Source organism: Halobacillus sp. Marseille-P3879, from assembly GCF_900240285.1.
GTDB lineage: Bacteria > Bacillota > Bacilli > Bacillales > Halobacillaceae > Halobacillus_A.
The window spans coordinates 428,975-446,201 of record NZ_OESS01000001.1 but is presented as its reverse complement, the minus strand read 5'-3'; the positions used below and the strand labels follow the sequence as shown (position 1 = coordinate 446,201).

Annotated in this window: 18 protein-coding genes and 1 pseudogene; 11 read left to right on the top strand and 8 right to left on the bottom strand. The window is 41.9% G+C overall.

Going from position 1 to position 17,227, the window contains the following annotated elements:
• Positions 1 to 78: 78 nt before the first annotated feature.
• The gene (locus tag C1A12_RS02270) at positions 79 to 447 is read left to right on the top strand and encodes a DUF779 domain-containing protein (protein ID WP_101842227.1); all 369 of its coding nucleotides are present in this window, start codon (positions 79 to 81) and stop codon (positions 445 to 447) included.
• A gap of 297 nt (positions 448 to 744) precedes the next feature.
• On the opposite strand, the gene C1A12_RS02265 is transcribed toward C1A12_RS02270, so the two are convergent.
• Together C1A12_RS02265 and C1A12_RS02260 are read right to left on the bottom strand one after the other, a co-directional pair.
• Positions 745 to 1,527, bottom strand: a complete 783-nt coding sequence (locus tag C1A12_RS02265; RefSeq protein ID WP_101842226.1) for a DUF4037 domain-containing protein — start codon at positions 1,525 to 1,527, stop codon at positions 745 to 747.
• Positions 1,528 to 1,628: 101 nt separating this feature from the next.
• Complete coding sequence (locus C1A12_RS02260; protein WP_101842225.1) at positions 1,629 to 2,348, bottom strand: GNAT family N-acetyltransferase; 720 nt, start codon at positions 2,346 to 2,348, stop codon at positions 1,629 to 1,631.
• 121 nt (positions 2,349 to 2,469) lie between these two features.
• On the opposite strand from C1A12_RS02260, the gene C1A12_RS02255 reads away from it, so the two are divergent.
• On the top strand, positions 2,470 to 3,474 hold the full coding sequence (locus C1A12_RS02255) for an NADP-dependent oxidoreductase (protein ID WP_373420416.1): 1,005 nt from the start codon (positions 2,470 to 2,472) through the stop codon (positions 3,472 to 3,474).
• Between the two features lie 21 nt (positions 3,475 to 3,495).
• On the opposite strand, the gene C1A12_RS02250 is transcribed toward C1A12_RS02255, so the two are convergent.
• The 4 genes from C1A12_RS02250 to C1A12_RS02235 all read right to left on the bottom strand — a co-directional run bounded on the left by C1A12_RS02250 (position 3,496) and on the right by C1A12_RS02235 (position 7,116).
• On the bottom strand, positions 3,496 to 4,338 hold the full coding sequence (locus C1A12_RS02250) for an STAS domain-containing protein (protein ID WP_101842223.1): 843 nt from the start codon (positions 4,336 to 4,338) through the stop codon (positions 3,496 to 3,498).
• A gap of 65 nt (positions 4,339 to 4,403) precedes the next feature.
• Positions 4,404 to 4,775 (bottom strand): thiol-disulfide oxidoreductase DCC family protein, encoded by a 372-nt coding sequence (locus C1A12_RS02245; RefSeq protein ID WP_101842222.1) that lies wholly within the window; start codon positions 4,773 to 4,775, stop codon positions 4,404 to 4,406.
• Positions 4,776 to 4,786: 11 nt separating this feature from the next.
• Positions 4,787 to 6,514 (bottom strand): aminodeoxychorismate synthase component I, encoded by a 1,728-nt coding sequence (gene pabB, locus C1A12_RS02240; RefSeq protein WP_101842221.1) that lies wholly within the window; start codon positions 6,512 to 6,514, stop codon positions 4,787 to 4,789.
• Positions 6,511 to 7,116: an aminodeoxychorismate/anthranilate synthase component II gene (locus C1A12_RS02235; RefSeq protein WP_101842220.1), complete on the bottom strand. Its 606-nt coding sequence runs from the start codon at positions 7,114 to 7,116 to the stop codon at positions 6,511 to 6,513. Before C1A12_RS02235 ends, pabB begins: the two co-directional genes overlap by 4 nt.
• A 243-nt stretch (positions 7,117 to 7,359) precedes the next feature.
• Between C1A12_RS02235 and C1A12_RS02230 the strand changes: the two genes are divergently transcribed.
• The 7 genes from C1A12_RS02230 to C1A12_RS02200 all read left to right on the top strand — a co-directional run bounded on the left by C1A12_RS02230 (position 7,360) and on the right by C1A12_RS02200 (position 13,993).
• Positions 7,360 to 9,096 (top strand): carbon starvation protein A, encoded by a 1,737-nt coding sequence (locus tag C1A12_RS02230; RefSeq protein WP_101842219.1) that lies wholly within the window; start codon positions 7,360 to 7,362, stop codon positions 9,094 to 9,096.
• Between the two features lie 80 nt (positions 9,097 to 9,176).
• Complete coding sequence (locus C1A12_RS02225) at positions 9,177 to 9,560, top strand: hypothetical protein (protein ID WP_101842218.1); 384 nt, start codon at positions 9,177 to 9,179, stop codon at positions 9,558 to 9,560.
• A gap of 17 nt (positions 9,561 to 9,577) precedes the next feature.
• Positions 9,578 to 9,844, top strand: coding sequence for a cory-CC-star protein (locus C1A12_RS02220; protein WP_101842217.1), 267 nt, complete (start codon positions 9,578 to 9,580; stop codon positions 9,842 to 9,844).
• Positions 9,845 to 9,860: 16 nt separating this feature from the next.
• Entirely contained in the window at positions 9,861 to 10,817 is a 957-nt protein-coding gene (locus C1A12_RS02215; protein WP_101842216.1) for an ArsA family ATPase, read from the top strand.
• Positions 10,814 to 11,806, top strand: a complete 993-nt coding sequence (locus C1A12_RS02210) for a zinc-binding dehydrogenase (RefSeq protein ID WP_101842215.1) — start codon at positions 10,814 to 10,816, stop codon at positions 11,804 to 11,806. The genes C1A12_RS02215 and C1A12_RS02210 overlap by 4 nt, the downstream gene beginning before the upstream one ends.
• 166 nt (positions 11,807 to 11,972) lie before the next feature.
• Positions 11,973 to 12,593, top strand: a complete 621-nt coding sequence (locus C1A12_RS02205) for a response regulator (protein ID WP_101842214.1) — start codon at positions 11,973 to 11,975, stop codon at positions 12,591 to 12,593.
• A 281-nt stretch (positions 12,594 to 12,874) separates the two neighbouring features.
• Entirely contained in the window at positions 12,875 to 13,993 is a 1,119-nt protein-coding gene (locus tag C1A12_RS02200; RefSeq protein WP_101842213.1) for a S8 family peptidase, read from the top strand.
• Between the two features lie 242 nt (positions 13,994 to 14,235).
• On the opposite strand, the gene C1A12_RS21185 is transcribed toward C1A12_RS02200, so the two are convergent.
• Positions 14,236 to 14,379 (bottom strand): hypothetical protein, encoded by a 144-nt coding sequence (locus C1A12_RS21185; protein ID WP_200816538.1) that lies wholly within the window; start codon positions 14,377 to 14,379, stop codon positions 14,236 to 14,238.
• A 148-nt stretch (positions 14,380 to 14,527) separates the two neighbouring features.
• Complete coding sequence (locus C1A12_RS02195) at positions 14,528 to 15,490, bottom strand: Gfo/Idh/MocA family protein (RefSeq protein ID WP_101842212.1); 963 nt, start codon at positions 15,488 to 15,490, stop codon at positions 14,528 to 14,530.
• A 165-nt stretch (positions 15,491 to 15,655) separates the two neighbouring features.
• Here C1A12_RS02195 and C1A12_RS02190 point away from each other — a divergent pair, with 165 nt between their 5' ends.
• The gene (locus tag C1A12_RS02190) at positions 15,656 to 16,276 is read left to right on the top strand and encodes a hypothetical protein (RefSeq protein WP_101842211.1); all 621 of its coding nucleotides are present in this window, start codon (positions 15,656 to 15,658) and stop codon (positions 16,274 to 16,276) included.
• Between the two features lie 563 nt (positions 16,277 to 16,839).
• A pseudogene (locus C1A12_RS21615) lies at positions 16,840 to 17,031 on the top strand (transposase); the annotation flags it as partial.
• Between the last annotated feature and the right edge of the window lie 196 nt (positions 17,032 to 17,227).

Below are 17,227 nucleotides of genomic sequence, written 5' to 3'. Positions count from 1 at the left end.
TACCTTCAGGCAAACCGCTAATAATAACAGTTGGCTTGAGATAATGCAGTATGAATTAAAATGGGAGGTGACTCGCTCATGATTGAACGTGTAATTGCAACGGATGCTGCTCTTGAGCTTATAGGTACCCTTAAAGAGAAGCACGGCCCCCTTATGTTTCACCAATCTGGAGGCTGCTGTGATGGAAGCTCGCCTATGTGCTATCAGCAAGGGGACCTCCTCATCGGAAGCCAGGATGTAAAATTAGGTGAGATAGGGGAAACACCTTTTTATATTAACAAACAGCAATATGAATACTGGAAGCATACTCAGTTAATTATTGACGTTGTAGATGGACGAGGTGGAATGTTTTCTTTAGAAGGAGTGGAAGGAAAACGATTCTTATCTAGATCCAGAGCTTTTACTGACGAGGAATATAAACAGTTGAAATCAGAAGAAGCATTATAATCAATAACAGGGGACTGGGACACAAGTAAAGCAGTGACGTCAAAAACGAACATTCGTATAAAAGCAGATCATTAGCGTAGTCAAAATACGTAGACTCCTGTGGAAATAGCGCGAGCCGAAGATCCCGCAGGAAAGCGCTCTTTGCTTTTCGAGGAAGCTGAGGCCGTGCCCACGGAAAGCGGAGTATTTTGACGGAGCGATGGTGTGAATTCTCTTTAACATAAATAATCCGAACTGATTGCTACAGAATCATTCGGATTATTTTATTATTTATTCAGTTTTGTCCCAGCCTGCCTCTTATATGGTCGTATCTTTTTCTTTGATTAACTGCTTAATTTCTTCCATGAGTGCTTCGACTTCTTTGAGTCCTTCGTCTGGAGAGGATAAAAATACCCGGTCCAATCGTTCATTTACTCGTTCAGGCTTAATATTCATCAAGTCTAAACTCTGCTTCTGCCATTTGTAGGATGGGTGATGAACGTATAAGCAGTTTAGCCCGAATAGGAGTCCCATAATTTTTTTCTGAGCCATAGTTAACAGCGAGTAATACATCAGCCAATCTTCACGTTCCAATAATGCATAACGATTCTGCCATTTTTCTCCTAAATCTAAATGAGCCTCTATCATATTTTGGCTTAGTGATTCTGGATAAACAACGACTTTAGCTTTCAAACCATCTAACACTTCTTCTCCGTGCAAAGGGATTCCGTAATGAATGGAGGCGGCAAGACATTGATCTTTGATGTTAACTTGAAATTCTTTCGTTACACGCTGTATCTTCCTGAGCACTCCTTCGGTTAAGAAACTGCTGATCTCAAGCTTTATGTCATTCACCTTATAAGACTCAGACCACTCTTCTTCTTCATAGTCGTGAAACTCAATAATTTCACCACTCAGAGCATCAATGACTGATTTACGGTCTGCCTCATTGGGTGCTTCATACCAGCATACGTTCAGTTCAATATCCGAATACTGATCTTCCCATCCCCTGGAAAGAGAGCCGGCAATGTAAACAGCCTCTACTTTGGAGTTTTCTTTATAAACATTTGCTGCTTTCACAGCTAAGTCTTTTAAGTTCATGGGCACTCTCCAAACTATTTAAGTTATTATTCCCGCCGGTTCTTTTTTACTAACGTCTTCTTCACCATATCAAACATCCTCTTCTATTTCTATACGTATTCTCACCTTTGACCACTGCGACACTTTTTAAAAATATTTTTCACTGCTGTCACACGACATCCATTAGATCTGAAAATATTCAGCATAGGGGAGTTTTGATGACTAGTTGTCCCAACATAGGAAGACGCGCCAAATTCTTCTTTCAGTTTGGTTAAAGCGAGGTGGTGAAGCTCTTCCCCCCTGCCCGTTCCCCGAAATTCAGGTAAAAGACCAAAGTAAAATAAACGCCCCTCATCTGTGGTTCCTTGTTCAATATGAGGCATAATGATTCCAATGGCTTCCTCTTTTTCAAATGCTGAAATGCATGTATGTCTGTAAGAAGGACCGATTTCTTTCTTTACACTTTTCATTTGCTCCTGTATGTCTAGCACTGAGGGGGGATTTAGTGAACCCGTCATCGTATTCTTCCATAGGGTTAGGAATTCACTTTCAGGTTGGCACGTTATAGATCGACACTTTATCGAAGAGGCTATGCTGTTATGCTGGGTTAAATCTTTTGATACATAAGTAATCTTATCTTCTTTGTGATAGCCCCTCTGCATCAAGTCGTTCTTAACTTGCTGTGTCTTGTCATCACTTAGTAAAACTGAAAAATGTTCTGTAAGGGAATATTCTGTTTCTAATTGTTCCAGAAGTGCAGTCACTTCCTGAGCTTCAATATTTTCAGCTTCCTCGACAGTCACAAAGTTTTCACCTTCTATCACCTTTACATTGTGATTCATCAGATGCCTCCTCCTTTTCTACTACTCTACCATGAATGTGCTCATCCTAAAGCTGATTATTTTATAACGGTGAGCTCCCCGTTTACAATAATAGAAACCCTGAAAATAAGGAGTGAAAAAGTTGAATCGTGAAATTCATTTAGTAAAGAGACCTGAAGCCGTCCCAAGTCATGAGCACTTACAAATAGTAGAACGTCCTGTCCCTGAACCAGAAGAAGGAGAGGTACTTCTAAAGACCTTATACGTTTCCGTAGATCCTTACATGAGAGGGCGAATGAATGATGCCAAGTCTTATATCGAACCCTTTCAATTAAACAAACCGATCTCAGGAGGGATTGTTGCTGAAGTTGAGGAATCTCGATCGTCTCAATTTAATAAAGGAGATTTGGTGACCGGATCACTGGAGTGGAAGGAGTATTCAACAGCAAGTGAAAGAGAGGTAAGAAAAATTGATCCTTCCCTTGGACCCGTTACTACATCGCTTGGAGTTCTGGGTATGCCAGGATTAACCGCATATTTTGGTTTACTCGACATCGGAGCACCTAAAGAAGGTGATACACTTCTCGTATCAGGAGCTGCAGGGGCTGTAGGCTCAGCTGTTGTCCAAATCGGCAAAATCTACGGCTGCCGGGTAGTGGGAATTGCGGGTACAGAAAAGAAGACTCGCTACCTGTCTGAAACTCTGAATGCAGATGCTGTTATTAATTATAAAAAAGAAAACGTTGCGGAGGCCTTACAGGCTGCATGCCCTGATGGAGTCGATATTTACTTTGATAACGTAGGCGGCAGCGTATCTGATAATGTATACCCTTTATTGAATAAATTCGCTCGTATTGTTCAATGCGGGGCAATATCCTCCTATAACACCCCAAACGATCAAGGTCCGAGGGTTCATATGCACCTCATTAAGTCCAGTGCTCTCATTAAAGGGTTCACTGTTGGGGATTACAGAGATCGTTTTGGTGAAGGATTTCACCATTTATCCCAATGGGTCAAGGATGGAAGGCTGACGTATGAGGAAACGATTACAGAAGGGTTTGACCAGATTCCTGAAGCATTCTTCGGTTTATTTAAAGGAGAGAATCTCGGTAAACAGCTCGTTAAGACAGCTGATCCAAATAATTAAAAAAGCGTAGGGTTCCCGACCCTACGCTTTCTCTACACTAATACCGATTTCATTTAAAGCTTGTTTTAAATTTGCTCTCGTTTTCACTTGACTGAAATTTACCCCTTTTTCCACCACAGATCGAGCAATCTCAGGACGAATTCCAGTTAAAGTAGCTTCGACTCCTACTAATTCGAGTGAATGGGTCACCTGAAAAAGGAAATGAGCAACTGTTGCATCGATTTCAGGAACACCCGAGATATCTATTAGTAAATACTGCAATTGGTATTGAGCGCTTTTTTCCAGTGATTTTTCCATAATTAACTGCGCCCTGTCAGCATCAAGTTCTCCAACCACAGGCAATACAGCTATGCGGTCGGCAATGGGTACGACAGGAACAGATAACTGATCGACCTTATCCTGCGCTTTCTCGTAGGCTTCATTATTATGTCTTATATATATCTGGCTGAATTGAAAAATAATTTCATCCAGTAAAGGGTTAATAAATTTATTTACATCTAACACCGTAATGGCCGCAAACTTATTTTCATGAATTTCCTTATCAAATGAATTCCATATTAACGTTCGATAAAAACCCATAATCGCGATGGTTTCATTTAGAGGAATATGCTTGTCGACTGCTTGCTCTCCAATCGAATTCGCCCAGTCAACTACTTTCACTTTGACTTCATCTATATCTTCAATCAGTGCTTCGCCAAGAAATTGAAACAAACGTGCACGCCACTCTCTTATTTGCTCCCTCGATAATTCAGATTGATTAATACTCTGCAAATAGGAAGTTTCTTCAAAGCGTTCAAGTTCACGGGCAAGTTCATGTTTATGATCAATAATACGACTTCCTATAAAATGTAACTCTTCTTTCATCTTTTGAGAATTCCCTTCATTTTTTTATAGTGCAGGATCTTTAACGGTCATACTTTTAACATGACTCATTTATCATACCTTGGCTTATTATACCGTCCAAACCATTGATAACGCCGGTTTGAGAACCATCTGTAACTCACCGAACCGACCTTATCCATTCCCGGCAGATACAAAAGCAGCCCTGGTAAAAACACGGTCGGAAGCTGCAATAAAATGAGCCGAACTGCACGAAAACCTTCTATGACTTGCCCCTTAGCTGTTAATAAATGAATTTCTTCAAGCAGTGGTCTTCCTTTTAAGTAAGGATAGTGGCCGTTTTCTTCTACCTGCTGTACAGAAACCCATTTCATACGATTGTTCCAGTCCAGCCGTTTCAGCGTTTTTTTTACATAATAGCAAAAAGGGCACTGAGCATCATAAAAAACAATGTGCTTCATAAATCAGCCTCCTATACTAAATCAACTTTAATCCAGCCCCGCACGCCATTAATCAACCAAATCTCTTCACAAGAAGCTAGTTCTTGCTTATAAATCGTCCGCTCTTTTATTTTACCTTTTCTCAACAACTGCTGTCTAAAGGTACCTTCTAATAGACCTGAGTCAGCCTTTGGGGTCCAGTACTCACCGTTTTGTTTCACGACTAAGTTAGCCAGCGTAAATTCAGTCAGCTCTTCTTTAGAGTTCCATAGCAGTACAGAAAAAACCCCTTCTTTCTTGTGAACATCATAAACTGCTCGATGGGTCGTCTTGTGATATAAAAACGGATCGGTTTCATCAATGGGGTCCTCAGCCAGAGAACAGGTCACCCTCTCCGGAGGTTGGTCGATCTCAATTATTTCCCCATTCACTCCACCTTGTTCTCCCGTGAGAAGCCTAACCTTATACAAACCTTTATTGTTCGCTTCTTTCCATTCTTTAAGTCTGGCGTAAATCTCTTTTTCATCATACCGGAAATTAAAATATTGAGCAGACCTTTTAAGCCGTTCCATGTGATACGGCAGAAGAGGATACTCTCCATCATGAAGTTTGATAGATTCCAGTAGTTGAAAGGCAGGCCTTTTCTCAAAAAGCAGCTGTGCCTTCGCTTTTATTTCCTCATATTCATTTGAAGGAGTTGAATCCCATGTTACACCGCCTCCTGTACCATAAGCCGCTTTATTACCATCCAGCATCACTGTACGAATTGGAACATTAAAGACAGCCTCACCCTGAGGAGTCACAAAACCTATGGCCCCACAGTATACTTCCCTGGGAGTGGATTCCAGCTCAGCAATGTACTCCATGGTTCTGATTTTTGGAGCTCCTGTAATCGAGCCACAAGGAAATAAAGCTTCAAAGATACTCCACAATGAAATTCCTTCTTGAAGTTCTGCTTCAATCGTTGAAGTCATTTGATGAATCGTTGGATAAGTTTCCACTTCAAACAGAGACGAAACATTCACCGAACCCGATTTAGCAATTTTCCCCATATCATTCCTTAATAAATCTACAATCATAACATTCTCAGCCCGTTCCTTTTCGGACTGTATGAGATGCTGCTTTTGTTCCTCATCTTCCTGAAGCGTACGCCCGCGACGTGCTGTTCCTTTCATCGGCTTTGTTTTAATTCTGTTGCCGTTCTTATGAAAAAAAAGCTCTGGGGAAGCCGATACAATTCTACGTTCATCATCCAGGTTTAAATAAGCACTATATCCTGATCTTTGATTATTTGTAAGCTGATCAAATAATGTAAAATCATCACCATAAAATGTACCTGTAAGCTTCGTTGTATAATTGACTTGATATGTATCCCCTCGCTTAATAGCTGCTTTAATTTGATGAATACCATCGGTGTAACTTGCAAAATCCCCCTCTATTTCCCAGTCGGTGTGGTAATCATTATCTTCCCGTTCCCTCAATTGTTCATTTATAGGTGCTTCGAATACACCAAGCCATACCAGCGGCCATTTCGAATCTTGCCTAACTTTATAGGCAGCATCGAAGGCCTGGGCTGCTTCATAAGAAACATAACCTGCCACATAGCACCCTTCCTTCAGAGCTTGCTCAGCTTTGTTAAAGGCGGCCGCTACCTCTTCCTTTTTATGAGCTTCGATAACAAGAATAGGATCGAAAAACTGACGAGGTTTAATGCTCCCGTTTTCATCTTCGAATTCAAATAGCATATGGACATTACTCATACTGTGGTCCCCTTCTTTTTTTGCTTCATAAAACGAACTGCGTTGGTATAGACGTTCTCAAGCATTTCATACCCATATTCCGTCAAGATCGCTTCAGGATGAAATTGAATTCCCTCTACGGGAAACTTATTATGTCTTACAGCCATCACGACTGAGTCCTCTGACATGGCACTGATCTCCAGGCAGATCGGCATTTCTTCCAAAGAGGCAAGAAGCGAATGATAGCGAGTAACTTTTATTGGGGTAGGTAAATCTTGAAACACACTTCGACCATCATGAGTTATTCTTGTTACTTTTCCATGGACCGGCTGCTCACCTTCTATTGTTCTTCCTCCAAAATGCTCCACAATTAATTGATGCCCCAGACAGACCCCAAGTACAGGAACAGATCCAGCGAAATGCTGCAAAGCTTTCTTACATATCCCGGTTTCACCTGGGTGGCCGGGTCCGGGGGAAAGGACGAGCAGAGTAGGTTTTTGCAGAATCAGCTGAGCAAGCGTAATTTCATCATTACGATAAACAACTACCCTTTCCTCCATTTGTTTAAAATACTGAACTAAGTTATACGTAAATGAATCATAGTTATCAATTATTACGATCATGAGTAACTCCTTCATCTTCACAAAATAGTACCGCATTCTATTATATCGATCTCTGGTTCACTTTTCACGCTAGAACTTTTTTCCTATTCCATCCAAACAGACGAGGGTTCTTCGGAAATATATCTAATATTTTGATTAATCAGTTAAATTTATTGAAAGTTCATAAATTAACATAGTATAATGAACTATATGTAAGCGTATACAAGAAATAGCTTGCATCTATTAAATATAGGAGGGGTAAATATGAGTGCAATCTGGTTGGCAGTGGCCGGGGGTATAATTTTTATACTAGGCTATAAGTATTACTCTAAATTTATTGCAGAAAAGATCTACCGATTAGATCCAAATTATAAAACTCCTGCCCATCAATATAAGGATGGTGTAGATTTCGTACCAACGAACAAATTTGTCTTATGGGGCCACCATTTCACCTCGGTAGCCGGGGCTGCACCGATTGTAGGACCCGCCATCGCTGTGTACTGGGGCTGGCTGCCGGCATTACTATGGGTCTTACTCGGAACTGTATTTGCAGCTGGTGTGCATGACTTCGGTACGCTTGTCCTGTCCGTTAGAAATAAAGGACAATCTGTTGGTACTCTAGCTAACAAGCTGATTGGACAGCGGGCAAAGATATTGTTTTTATTTATTATTTTATTGCTGGTACTCATGGTGAACGCTGTGTTTGCATGGGTTATTGCTAACTTATTTATCTCCTTCCCAGCGAGCGTTTTATCTGTATTTATTCAAATTCCACTGGCGATTTGGATCGGGTACAGCGTGTACAAACGGAAGAAAAGCATGCTTCTCCCATCAGTTATTGCGCTAGGAGTAATGTATTTGGCTGCCATTGTCGCAAGCTATGTACCTGCATTGCAAATTGACATGGTACGCTATTTCGGAGGCGAAGGAGCTACTGCATTCTTCGGCTTAGATGCCACGGCTATGTCATTTTTTGTTTGGATTATTGTGCTCATGGTTTATGTTTATATTGCATCCACGCTTCCTGTATGGAAACTGCTGCAGCCTCGCGACTATATTAACTCGCACCAGTTAATCGTTGGTTTAGCATTGCTTTATTTGGGGCTTCTCTTTACAAACCCTGATATTACTGCTCCGGTGAGTAACAATACAGCAGATACCTCGTGGTTCCCGCTGCTGTTTATTACGATTGCCTGTGGGGCAATTTCAGGTTTTCACGGGTTAGTAGCTTCAGGTACTTCTTCCAAACAACTGGACAAAGAAACCGATGCCCGTTTTGTTGGTTACCTGGGAGCTGTTGGGGAAGGTTCTTTAGCATTAATCGCGATTATTGCTGTAATTACATTCTTTCCTAGCACGGCGGAATTCTCTTCCACCTATAGTGGGTTTACAGCAGCTAATGGTGAAGGTCTGGGCGTGTTCATTCAAGGTGCCGGCGCGTTAGCCAGCGGTTTAGGGATCCCGGCATCCGTAGCGTCAACAATTGTATCTGTAATAGTTGTAAGCTTTGCGGCTACAACACTTGATTCGTCCGTTCGTCTGATGCGATATATTATCTCTGAGCTGGGTGCAGAATACAAAGTAACTCCTCTTACGAAAACCCATGTAGCTACTACAGCTGCTGTGGTTTCAAGCGCTGCTTTAACCCTGATTCCGCAGGGACCTAATGGTTTTGGTTCTGGCGGTTACCTGCTTTGGCCTTTATTCGGCACTTCCAACCAGCTTCTGGCTGGTATCAGTTTGTTACTGATTGCCATTTGGCTGAAACGACAAGGAAGAAACTACTGGCCGGCTGTTATTCCAATGGCATTTCTCATGTTCATGACTCTGTATGCTATGTTCCTGCAGGTTATGACCCAATGGGCGCCTTGGGCTGGTGAAAGTGACTGGTTACTCTTTATTTTCGGCGCCATTATATTCGTCTTTGCTTTGTGGATAATGTTTACAGCAGCATCAGCTTTAATGAATAGTAATAAAGACCGTATCTCCAGAAGTGCTTAATAAAAAACAGAGAGTCGCGCATCGAATGTGCGGCTTTCTCTATTTATGCAGCTTGACCAATGGGAAAGGAGTATTTCTTTATGGTGAAAATTATAATGCTGCGGGCTGAGAGAGAAATCGGCATGGGTTGCTGTGGAGGTGTTTGCGGCGAAGGTTTTATTGAAATGAAAGACGAGTTCAAGCATCATGAAGCAGATCGCCAGCGTCTGGGAAAGTTGTATCAAGTTTTAACGGAGAAATACGGTGACCAAGTTCATATCACCTATCTTGACCCTCGCAACATGTTTGCTATCTTGATTTACTTTGGTAAACAGTGGAAAGATAAAAAAATCAGCCTGCTCCAGCTTATTCGGAATCTGTTTCTTCATATGAAATATAATGCTGTCTTTGTAAATGGCAAATATTCTGACATGCCTGAGAATTGTGATACACTAATTGAAGATATACTGACTCAAGAGCAATAATATCAGAGGTGACACAAATGAGGGAACGCAAATTTTCTTTAAAGCGCTTATTCCAGTTTTATGATGAAGTTCTAAGTCTCCCCCACAAGAATGAAATTGCACGTGAATTAAGAGACGAGGACGACTTGTTTCTCCTTCTGCTTTATTCCGATATGCTCGGCATCCCTAATCCAGCCTTTTATTACACTTTGGAACTATACCCTTATATTATTGAAAGATTTCATGACTGGCATCTTCGGATGGGAATGGAAAAGTCCCCCCTGGATGGGATAAGATGCTGCTAAGAAAGGATAATCGAACATGACGGCTATTCACTCAAATAAAATCCTCTTCGTCGGCGGTAAGGGCGGAGTTGGAAAATCAACCTCTTCTGCTGCTTTAGCTGTTGCTTCTGCACGCTCTGGTCATAAAACCCTGGTCGTATCTACAGACCCTGCTCATAATTTAGGGGATATTTTTCATAAAGAGATTAAACACGAGAAAACCAAGCTTCAAGAAAATCTATGGGGTATTGAAGTAAACCCTGAACGCGAATCAAAACGGTATATCCAGGGGGTTAAGGATAACTTACAGGGCCTGGTTAAATCACGAATGGTCGAAGAAGTCCACCGGCAGATCGACATGGCAAGTGCTTCCCCAGGGGCTGATGAAGCTGCTTTATTCGACCGCCTCATCTCGATTATTTTAGAAGAAGCTGACCAGTTTGATAAGATTGTATTTGACACAGCGCCCACAGGTCATACGATTCGGCTTCTTACCCTCCCCGAGCTGATGAGTGTATGGATCGACGGAATGCTTGAACGAAGAAAGAAAATCACAGATAATTATACTGAACTGTTGAATGATGGTGATCCTGTAGATGATCCCATTTACGAAGTGCTGCAAAAAAGGAAGGAAAAGTTCACAGCCGTCAGGGACATTATTCTAGACAGCAGGCAGACAGGCTTTATTTTTGTTTTAATTCCTGAGCGCCTTCCGATTCTTGAGACTAAGCAAGCCATAAAACAGCTTGCTCAGCATGCCCTGCACGTGAAAACGCTGATCGTAAATAAAGTGCTTCCAGAACATGCTGACGGTGCCTTTTTAGAAAAGCGCAGAAAACAGGAAAAGAATTATCTGGATGAAATCGACTATGAATTTAAAAGACAGCAGACAATTAAAGTGCCTTTATTTGAAGAGGACGTGTCCGATATGGACAAGCTCTCTATTTTCGCAGACCATTTATCTACTTTATTGAAGGAGGATGCAGCAAAATGAAAGCTATAAATCATTCAAAAACTGAAGGGCTAAACGGACTATCATACGAAGAAATGGAAACGCCATCTGTTGAACCTCACACGGTAAGGGTTAAATTGAAAACGGCCGGTATGAACCGAAGAGACGTCGCAGTCACGAACCGGCATAAGACGGATGAGCCTCCCCTTATTTTAGGTTCAGACGGGGCAGGTGTGGTCGATGAAGTAGGAGCTGATGTAAACCATCTGTCCAAAGGCGATGAAGTGGTTTTAAACCCTGGTCTTGGCTGGAAGCATAACAGTGACGCTCCCCCGGCCGGATTTGAAATACTAGGGCTGCCGGATCACGGAACATTTGCAGAATATATCACTATATCCGCTGATCATGTTGAACCCAAACCCTCCCACTTAAACTGGGAAGAAGCAGGAGTTCTTCCCCTTGCTGCACTTACGGCTTACCGTGTATTATTTACACGGGCAAAAATTAAGCAGGGCGATACAGTTATGCTGCCCGGTATCGGCAGTGGTGTTCTTACCTTCGCATTAAAATTTGCCAAGGCAGCGGGAGCACGGGTAATTGTCACATCGCGCAGCGAAGAAAAATTAAACAAAGCAAAAGAACTTGGAGCCGATAAAGGTATTTTAACGCAGTCTGATTGGAATGAAGAGTTAAAGGATGAACAGATCGATATCCTCGTGGAAAGTATTGGCCAGGCAACTTTCTCGAAGTCTTTAAAGATCATTCGTAAAGGCGGAACAATCGTAACCTTTGGAGCGACAACTGAGGATGAAGTAACTATCGATATCCGGCAATTCTTCTATGGGCAGTATAACCTTCTTGGTTCAACTATGGGGAGTGCTGAAGAATTTAAAGCAATGCTCCAATTTATTGAGCAGCACAATATTAAGCCGGAGCTGGACCGTATGTTTGCCTTGTCTGAGTACAAAGAAGCGTTTGAATACTTGCGTGAAACGAAGAATTTCGGAAAGATTGGTTTTTCCATCACCTAAATGCTCACCAGCCCTGTGACCTGAACCGTCACGGGGCTTTTGATTGTATTGTGCGATTTGTAGAAATTCTATGCTTAAACCATTGCCAACCTAGCTGTTAAATTATAATATTAATAGTATTAATACGGCGACGCGGTAAAGAGTACGAAAAGGAGGTTGCGTTTCGGTGAGGTTATTAATTGTCGATGATGATGAATCACTGCGGGAAATGATGAAAGAATTATGCGAGAAAGATGGATTACAAGCTGATACTGCTGTAGATGGGCGGGACGGACTATACTTATTTAATAATAATCATTATGATATCTTGGTCGTTGATTACCATATGCCTGTAATGGATGGATTAGAATTCGTCAAACAGGTTCGTTATGAGAATCAGCAGATCCCCATCCTAATCCTGACTGAAGATGATCGATATGAAACAGCAGAAGAGTTTATTCAGGAAGGGGCAACCGACTTTGCATTAAAGCCGATTAAGGCTCTCGATATTATTTCCCGTATTCATCTTCACATTCAAATAGTAAACATGAGGAATCGTTTAAAGATTGAAGAAGACGTATACTCTGCCAAGGGCATTAGCAAAGGGACACTTGATTCAATTGCTGCCTGCCTGAAGGAGCATCAGACTCCTAAATCTGTAGACGAGATTTCTTCCAGCGTAGGGCTAGCCTACCCTACTGTCTACCGTTACCTTATGCATTTGCTAGAGGACGGAAAAGTGAAACAAATCGTGCGGCACCAGAAGATCGGCCGTCCTAAAAAATTATATGAATGGTATACCCATTAAAAAGTCCTCCCCTCTCTAGTTCTAGATAGGGGAGATTTTTTGTTTTAGGGACATTTCAGCAAATTTACATACATTTCAGATAAAATACACATATTTCACCTTCCAACTCCCCCTAAACTTGAACAAGTCCTGTCGAAACCTCCCCCCTTAGAGCCATAAAACCTCCTCTCCTTTCCCAATAACAATCCTGACAAAACCGTGTTATCATAATATTGTAACAATTTAGATATTACATAATCTTTGCCCGGGCTTTTATGTAATCAACAAAAGGAGGACATTGAATGAAGCAGTGGAAATGGATAAGTTTTATTCTATTATTCGCGCTTGCTTTCTCCACCCTATTTGGAAGCGCAGCTAGTGCCGATTCTAAAGAAGCTCCAGTTGAAGATTACTTAATAGGTTTTAAGAATGATGCTCGATCAAATGCTGTTACAAGTTTAGGCGGCGAGGTAGAGCATCAGTATAAACATATGAATGTAGTAAAAGCCAAACTGCCTGAACAAGCAGTTGATGCGCTTTCTAAAAACCCTACTATTGATTTTGTTGAGAAAGATCACGAAGCTCAAGCATTTGAACAAACGACACCAGAAGGCATTTCGCAAATCAATGCCGATGATGTTCAGGAAGACGGAAATAGTGGTTCCGGTGTAAAAGTAGCTGTCCTGGATTCAGGGATTGAAGCAGACCATGAAGACCTTGATGTAGCCGGTGGTGAAAGCTTTGTGAGTGAAGAACCAGACCCGTATAACGATCAAAATGGTCACGGTACTCACGTAGCTGGTACAGTAGCGGGAGTTGATAATGATCTCGGCGTCCTGGGGACAGCTCCAGAAAGTGACCTGTACGCTGTTAAAGTGCTAAATGGCGAAGGAAGCGGTTCTTATAGTGATATTGCTGCAGGAATCGAATGGGCAATTGATAACGACATGGATGTTATTAATATGAGCCTGGGTGGATCAATTGGTTCTTCCACACTTGAACAGGCAGTGGATAATGCAGATGACAGCGGCATTCTTGTCGTGGCAGCCGCAGGTAATGAAGGTTCATTTGGCCCGTTTAATACGATTGGATACCCGGCGAAGTACGATTCTGCTATGGCTGTAGGTGCAGTTGATGGAGACAACAATGTGGCCTCATTCTCCAGTCGTGGAGAGGAGTTAGAAGTAATGGCGCCAGGAGTAGACGTTTTGAGTTCCGTACCTGGAGATTCTTATGAAGAATTTGACGGTACATCCATGGCCAGCCCGCACGTAGCTGGTGTGGCTGCTCTTGTCCTTGCTGATGATTTAAGTTTAAGTAATGATGAAGTACGAACAATTTTAAACGAAACCGCTACCCCGCTTGGCGATTCCTTCGACTATGGAAATGGTCTCGTCAATGCCGAGGAAGCTGTTCAATAAATTACCCCCCCCTTTTTTCCTAACTATATAGCCGGCGGCCTTATTCGGCTGCTGGTATTTTTTTTGACAAATAGAAGGGGGATGGCTTTTTTTTATTTAATAATGCCGGAAGGGCAGTATGATTTTAAGGGATTATGTCTTTGCATTAAGCAATTTTCGAGTGCTCTTCATAAGAAACGATCATATTTGTGATGACCCATAAAAAAAGATGAGCTTAAAGTTAATCAAGCTCATCCCTCCTATTATTTACGTCTGAAAAACTCAAAAAAATCAATAAAAGCTTGAATGATTCCAATCGATTGAAAAGTAATAAGGCTTAACGCTGTTAACGAGAAAAACCCAATAAATAGAAATCGAGCAGCGTGGATCCCATGTAACCAAGCCATTTTAATTCCTCCTTATGGATAAAATCCTCTTATAGCGGATATACCTATTCTACTCCTCTTTTTTAATTTTTCAAGGATTAATTTTGTCGGAAGGCGTCTATGGGATCTCTCCTCCCATGCTGCCATCCAGCCTCTATCCCATGGCGCGTTATATCAGGATTTCCTTTTGAATAGCTTCCATAGCTTCTATATATCGAAGCGTCTCCTTATGGAATTGTTCCAACGAGCTATTATTCTTAACAGCTTCCATAAAAGTTCTTATCTGAAGGCTGTATTGATCCCCGGACTCTGCATATTCCTGAATTCCCTTTTCGTTCTCCAGAGTGATTCTCCCTTGATGATTTTTCTTGTCCGGGCGGTAAGCGTCATGCACGGTTATAATCCCTTTTGCGCCCACCACCTCATATGTATTTCTCGAAGCCGAATCGAAACTGCAATCCACCTGGATGAGAGTCCCGTTATTTAGCGTAAGTGTGGCAGAAGACGTAGTATCCACTTTATAGTCAGGATCAATGTTGGCAGCTCCCGTTACTCGCATCACCTTTTCATTCATTAGGTGAAGTGCAGAGTGAACCCCATAGCACCCCACATCCCACATTGCACCGCCCCCTTTGGCGGCGTCAAGTCGAATGTTGTAGTTGTCCCTGCTGAAATTAAAAGAAAAGCTTGTTCTTATCAGACTGACTTCTCCTACTGCTCCACCGCTTATTAAATCTTTCACTTTTTGGTGCTGAGGGTGAAACTGGTACATAAATGCTTCCAGGAAATAAACACCGTTCCTGTTACACGTCTCGATCATGTCCGATACATCTGCTTGCGTTAAAGCTGCAGGTTTTTCACATAGAATGTGTTTTCCTGCCTGGGCCGCTTTTTTGGTCCATTCTTTATGCAGGTGATTTGGCAGCGGAATATAAACCGCTTCCACTTCAGGATTGTTCAACATGGCCTCATAACTATTATAAGTAATGGGAATTCCAAACTGCTCGGCGATCTCTTTTTCTTTTCCGCTTTGACTGGCTATTGCATAAACCTCTGCTCCTTCTGTCCGCTGAAGAGCAGGAATTAAGGCTTTCTTTGCGATATTGGCTGCACTCATAATACCCCATTTCATACATAACATCTCCCTTACTCACTAACTTTTCTTAAAATTATACCATTACTTGTTTCTCTATGTTACTTCAACCTATCCTCTTAGAGATTCATACGCCTTCTAAAACTGCGTTTAAAACTTCCATTATCGGGAAAATTATTTGTAAAGCCTGAGGAGATGATTATCTTGTTTCAATCCACCCTTCGTTCCTCGCCCGTCATTGTTGCAGTAGGTGCCGTAGGGATGATTGCTTTCTTTTTCACGAATGGATTCTTCATCGAAAACTTCATTCGTAGTTTAATTGCTTTCGTCCTGGTCCCCCTGGCCATCATCTTCGCTAATTCCAAACACCTCTGGTTCTCGCATCAACTCCGTTGGATGGTTCATCTCAGCCGCAAACTGCTGCTTAGTACGTTTATATTTATAGGAGGGGTCTTATTAAGCTATGAGCTGCTCACTATGATCCCATACTCTGTAGGGTTCATATTACATTTATGTGTTCTAATTATCAGCTCGCTCATTTATTGGGCTCCACTGCTGTTAAAATGCCCTTTTCGCAAGCCAAGAGAATATTCGGATCGAATGGCTTACTTTTCCATAACAAGCGCGGTTTTCTTTATTTACCACCAGGGAGCTTTCCTCTATTACGATGCAACCCCCACCCTTGGATTCATGATCGCAGGATTAACAGCTATGTTGATTACGCTGCTTTACCTCTTTATTATATGGCACCAGTCTGAGAAACATATTGACAGTCCAACCGTAGAAGGCTATATACGTTCTATACCTGGCCGCAAGAATTCATAAGCTTTTTCGTGAAAAATTGTTAATTTCTACTACAAGCAGGTTGTTCCCGAAATGAAGTTGTCATATAAGGGGGAAATTTCGTGAAAAATAAATATATGACATACAACATTCGGGTTAATGGCGTATTCAACTTATAAACTCTTAAAAACAAAGAAGACAAATAATCTGGCTTATACATGAAAAAGACAGGCAGCTCATGCCTGTCTTCAGACTGTCGAGTAAGTCTCGACAGTCTTTATTTTTTCTGGAACTTTCATTTTTTACCACGTTAATTTGGTACACTATAGGTAAGAACTCTCTAAGGCAGTGTTAGTCATGTTTCACTCTTGAAAAGAACGCCAAAGTGAAATCGAATTAGTGACCATTGCAAAGCTGGTACCCAAAGATATCGATGACCTTAATGAAGCTATTTTGGAAGATTGAGTGAAGCACGGAAAAAAGCCTCTCCAAGAGAAGGAGGAGATGAAGAAAACTAAGGAAAAAAAGTCAGTGATACGGATTCGGAAAGTGGTTATTTGTATCGGGAGAATAAGCCGGAGGTCTTCTTTTATCTTGATCATCGCACGAATGAAGGCAAGTGGATTTATCGAATGAGAAAAGAAAAAGTGGAACGTAGCTTCGTAGATTCCGAAGAACTGCACGGGCTGCGTTATTGTCGTTTGCGTGGAAAGGAAAATGTCCGGGAACATGCATTACTGACAGCTGGCTGTCAGAACATGAAAAAGATTGCCCTTCACCTGGACAGGGTTAGCTAGGTGAAGGGGAGTCTTTTTCGGTTACGGGCGGGCGAATACTGCGAGACTCCTGCGGAAAAACGGGCGATCCGAGACCCCGCAGTGTGGGTTTCACGAGGAGGCTCGGGCGTTCGTCCGCGGAAAGCGAGTGGTATTCACCCGCCCGCGCACACAAAAAAGCTTGCAGAAAAACACGGGGTTTCTCTACAAGCTGAAG